Origin of the sequence: Actinacidiphila sp. bgisy160, from assembly GCF_965342435.1 — a bacterium.
Taxonomy (GTDB): Bacteria; Actinomycetota; Actinomycetes; order Streptomycetales; family Streptomycetaceae; genus Actinacidiphila.
The window spans coordinates 1-1,011 of record NZ_CBDRCM010000137.1 but is presented as its reverse complement, the minus strand read 5'-3'; the positions used below and the strand labels follow the sequence as shown (position 1 = coordinate 1,011).

General features: G+C 66.6%; 2 protein-coding genes. Both read left to right on the top strand.

What is annotated here, in order from left to right:
* Positions 1 to 103 precede the first annotated feature (103 nt).
* Complete coding sequence (locus ACRWNP_RS37125) at positions 104 to 598, top strand: GNAT family N-acetyltransferase (RefSeq protein ID WP_431969417.1); 495 nt, start codon at positions 104 to 106, stop codon at positions 596 to 598.
* Positions 599 to 915: 317 nt separating this feature from the next.
* Positions 916 to 1,011 (top strand): transposase (locus ACRWNP_RS37120; protein ID WP_431969419.1); only part of this gene is annotated, 96 nt, incomplete at its 3' end.

Genomic DNA, 1,011 nt, shown 5'->3' with positions numbered 1-1,011 from the left:
CTAATACTCCAGCCGTAGATCGTTATGTGCCCTGGGCTTGGGGTTGCCTGCCACTGGCGGAAACTCAGGTGGCCTCAGCGCAGGATCTGGGTAGAGTCGGGCAATGCCCGAGCTGAAGCGGCTGCATGCCGGCCACGCCCCGGCGGTCCTGGCCTTCGAGCTGGCGAACCGCACCTACTTCGCTGCCTCGATCTCCGACCGCGGCGACGACTTCTTCGACCAGTTCACCGACCGATACAACGCCTCGCTGGCCGAGCAGGAGGCCGGCATCTGCGCCTTCTACGTGCTCGTTGCGGAGGACGGCTCGGTACTGGGCAGGTTCAACCTGTACGACTTGGAGGACGGCACTGCCAGACTCGGCTACCGGGTCGCGGAGCGGGTCGCTGGCCGTGGCGTGGCGACCGCGACCGTCCGGGAGCTGTGCCGGACGGCGACAGCGATGCACGGCCTGCGCACACTGCGGGCGGCCACCTCCCACGACAACGCCGCGTCCCAGAAAGTCCTGGCCAAGGTCGGGTTCGTCCCGGTTGGCCCTGCCACCCCGGCCGATCTCGGCGGCAAGTCAGGCACTTGGTATCAGCGTGATATCCAGCCATAGATCTTGATCTTGCTCGTGGGTCGGCCGCGGGAAGGCTGCGGCCACCGCTGATCAGCGGTGTGTGAAGACTAAGCTAAGTAGCTATTGTCGTACCGATCTTGGGATGTGCCGGTCGAACGAGCGTCTCGTTCGGGTGGTTGCAGGGTGTCCGGCGCATGCAGGAGGGGCCTCCTGAACAGCTCGTTGGTGTCGAATCACCGAGCTTGCAGGAGGCCCTGGTGCCGCAGTCTTCCGTGTCGATGACGGGGTCGTCCAGTTCGGTCACCCGGGAGTGTGACTGCCTGGCTCACCGGTTCGGGAACGCCGCCGACCATCCGATGCGTGTCCGCCGGTACCCCACCGATATGACGGACGCGGAGTGGGCGGTGGTCCGGCCGTTGCTGCCGGAGCCGGGCTGGATGCGCGGCCGCGGC

Excerpts from the sequence above, each read along its gene's own strand:
- ACRWNP_RS37125 (WP_431969417.1), top strand. The coding sequence starts at position 104 with ATGCCCGAGCTGAAGCGGCTGCATGCCGGCCACGCCCCGGCGGTCCTG.